Source organism: Sulfurovum sp. bin170, from assembly GCF_010892395.1.
Lineage (GTDB): Bacteria > Campylobacterota > Campylobacteria > Campylobacterales > Sulfurovaceae > UBA1140.
This window is the reverse complement of record NZ_JAACKB010000381.1, coordinates 1-3,265: the sequence shown is the minus strand read 5'-3', so window position 1 is coordinate 3,265 and position 3,265 is coordinate 1. Positions and strand designations below refer to the sequence as shown.

Genomic DNA, 3,265 nt, shown 5'->3' with positions numbered 1-3,265 from the left:
AGTCTCCGATTCCAAATGAGTTTTGAAAGAAGTCTAATCTTATCATTAAAAGGATAAACCATATCTAAAATAGTAACTATTTCCAATATCTTTAAACCCATTTCCACGATAAATCAAAGCTCCTAGAGAGAAACTGTTATAGTCATTTAGAGTATAGGAAAGAGTAGAAGAGATAAAACTACTACTCCTATCATCTAAACTACCAATATAACTCAACGAGCCATCTAAAAAAATATTAAAACTTTTAGATAATCCTAGAGCTACATAGAGATTAGAGTTAAGCATATTAGAACTAATATCACTACTTTGATTCTCTATCAACTCTGTATAGGAGAAAATTTTAGAATTATACAGCGTTTCTCCAACAACAGTAATCCCATTTTTAAACCCATAATCAGCACCAACTATAAACTGTGTAAACTCTTCTGAATCATATTTTATATAGGCTCCCTCACTTCGCAACTCTACACCTGTATCGGCTAGATTTCCCTCTATCTCATAACCTATCATCTGCGTATTATCAGAACTAATTATATCTATAGCCACATCAACAATATCCAAAAATGTCTTATACTGTAGAGCTGATTTGAAACTATCATCCTCTTTTTGAGAAGTTACTACTGTGATGTGTGAGGTATCATTTATATGTCTAGTATAAGATAGTGCCATCACTCCAAAAGTCTCATCAGGCTCTAAAGCATAACTATTTTTAGGGTTAAAGATATTGGTAGGAGTCCAGATTCGCCCTACACCCATAGAGATATTTTGCAGACCCAAAACAATACGATTATTGTCATCTTCCCACCCGCCATAAAATCTATAGAGTTTGGCATAGGCTATTCCATCTTCATAGTTTTTAAAACCTGTTTGAGTTGCAAATGGAGTATCAGATTTTTGTTCTTTAAGATAACTAAAGGTTGTTGAGTTGATATATTTTTTGCCATAATAGTTAACACCATCACCTATAAATGTTGCAAAAAAGTTATCTTTATTATAATCATTTCGTAGGCGTAATCTATTGTAGTTATAGAGTGTAGAGTCATCTGATATAGTGAAGTTACTATTTTCTATTCGTATATCTATTTGGGCAAAGAGTAAACATGGAATAAATAGTAGGGTGATGCTTTTAAGCCTACCAAAAAAAGATTTTTTATATTTAAACGGGCATAAATGCACCACCCTACACCAATCTACCATCTTCAAGCCTTATAATCCGTCGCACACTATCCCTAACCAACTCATCATGAGAAGCAAAAATAACAGTCATCCCCTCCTTTTCGTTCAGCTCACGCATCATATCAATAAGTTTATGAGAGTTCTTCGAATCCAAGTTGGCAGTAGGCTCATCTGCCAATATTATTTTAGGCTTTGAAGCTACAGCCCTTGCGACAGCAACTCTTTGTTGTTGACCACCACTTAGTTTATTTGGCAAAAAACTCAACTTACTCTCTATCTCCAGTATCTTAGCAACTTCAAGCACTCGTTTAGCTATTTTATCGGAGCTAAAACCCCTAAGCCTCATAATAAAACCGATATTCTCCTCAACAGTGAGTACAGGAACAAGATTATAAGCTTGAAACACAAACCCCATCTCTTCAAGTCGCAGAGTAGTCCTCTCATCTTCACTAAGTTTGGTTATATCTCGACCATCAAAATAGATAGAGCCACTCTCCACCGTGTCCAAAGCACCTATAACATTGAGCAGTGTGGTCTTACCACATCCAGATGCTCCACTAAGTAGCGAAAACTCCCCATCTTCAAGAGTCAAGTTTATATCTTGTAGAGCGTGAATCTCTCTTGGGTCATCTTTGAAAAAGTATTTTTCTACATTTCTAAGTTCTATCATCTGTTTGCCTTTATCACCTCAATAGGATTTAGTTTTTTGATTCTTCTAAGTGGCAGAATCACACTCAAAAGAGATGCCATAATAATCGCTACAAAAGTAGTACTGAAATAGGAGAGTTTTATATCTGCATAGATAGTGGTATTCATCCCAAAACTCTCCAAACCATCAGCAAAAGCCGTTAGGTCAACTCCGTACTCTTTAAGATATAGAAGTATAACTAGACCAAGCAAAGCCCCCAACAGATAACCAAACACTCCAACAAGCAGAGCCTCTAGTATAATCTGTAGTCGAATGTAACCGTAGTGCATCCCAATACTAAGCATAATCCCAAACTCACGAATCCTATCTAAGATGGAGACATACATCACCCCAAGAATCCCCATAAAGACAACCAACATAACGATAATAAAAGTAACTCCATTGAAGATAACCATCACATCTTCCATCTGCTTCATCATAGGGTAGAGTTCTAAAAAACTTAGGGTATCAAGATGAGGATAAGCCGTTTTGATGCTCTCCTGAAGCCTATCGTTATCACCTCGCACGGCAATCTGTGTCGCTTTGGTCTCATCTATATTCAAAAAGTCATATAGTTTAGATTTCTCTATATAGATAGCAGTGTTATCTAGTGCCATATTGGCTGTCTGAACAACTCCTCTGACTTTTATAACCATCGAACTAATCTCCCCATGACTATCTTGGGTAGAGAAGATAATTTTGGAGCCAATTTTAACTTTTAGAGTTTTTGCCAACTCTATACCAACAATCGCCCCTCGTTTCTCAAAACTTATCTCTCCCCTTTTCAGAAACTCACTAAACCTGCCAAACTTCTCTTCATCTTTTAAATCTATCCCATAAACAGTAGAAAAAGAGGATTTTCTTGCTGTTGAACCGAGCCCCTCTGCACCAAGCCGTAGAGTAACAGCCTCCACTCCATCAAGAGCCTCTATCTCTTTTCTAATAGTTGAAGCATTTGAGATAGAGTTTTTGATGTCAGGGTCAAGCCGATACCCTTTGGCATATAGACTTATCTCACCACTATCACTGCGTTTGATGCTCTCTATCATATTGAGTGTCATCCCATCATAAAGCCCCTGTAGACTTAACATCATGCTCATGCTAACAGCAATCATTAAAATGACTAAAATAGTTCGTGAGAGTCGTAAAAATGAGTTTTTATAGGCTAGTTTTAGTATTGTTTTAAACATAGTAGATTACCTCTGTGTTATTATACTTAATTTTGTTCAAGAATACAAATTAACTCTTTATCACTTAAAAATATACTATTAAATTATGTTGATTTATATTGACATAATTGAGTTGAAGAGTATATTTAAGAAAAATCTCTCTATAAAAGAGTGCTTTTAACATCTATTTAATAGTAAGAATGTTAATGTTTTATTATATTTAAATAGATTT

The 3,265-nt window shown here is 35.4% G+C and carries 3 protein-coding genes; all 3 read right to left on the bottom strand.

The genetic code is table 11. The features are described 5' to 3' along the window. Positions 1 to 45: 45 nt before the first annotated feature. From GSY74_RS09040 to GSY74_RS09030, 3 genes are read right to left on the bottom strand one after another with little or no spacing between them, the layout of a single operon-like run. Positions 46 to 1,197 carry a hypothetical protein gene (locus GSY74_RS09040; RefSeq protein WP_223157520.1) on the bottom strand — a complete coding sequence of 384 codons (1,152 nt, stop codon included), beginning with the start codon at positions 1,195 to 1,197 and terminating at the stop codon, positions 46 to 48. Further along, positions 1,181 to 1,846 carry an ABC transporter ATP-binding protein gene (locus GSY74_RS09035; RefSeq protein ID WP_164664779.1) on the bottom strand — a complete coding sequence of 222 codons (666 nt, stop codon included), beginning with the start codon at positions 1,844 to 1,846 and terminating at the stop codon, positions 1,181 to 1,183. The genes GSY74_RS09040 and GSY74_RS09035 overlap by 17 nt, the downstream gene beginning before the upstream one ends. Then, entirely contained in the window at positions 1,843 to 3,054 is a 1,212-nt protein-coding gene (locus GSY74_RS09030; RefSeq protein WP_164664778.1) for an ABC transporter permease, read from the bottom strand. The genes GSY74_RS09035 and GSY74_RS09030 overlap by 4 nt, the downstream gene beginning before the upstream one ends. Positions 3,055 to 3,265: the final 211 nt, after the last annotated feature.

Bases quoted from the DNA above. Each gene is read 5' to 3' on its own strand.
- GSY74_RS09040 (WP_223157520.1), bottom strand. From the start codon at position 1,197: ATGGTAGATTGGTGTAGGGTGGTGCATTTATGCCCGTTTAAATATAAA.
- GSY74_RS09035 (WP_164664779.1), bottom strand. From the start codon at position 1,846: ATGATAGAACTTAGAAATGTAGAAAAATACTTTTTCAAAGATGACCCA.
- GSY74_RS09030 (WP_164664778.1), bottom strand. From the start codon at position 3,054: ATGTTTAAAACAATACTAAAACTAGCCTATAAAAACTCATTTTTACGA.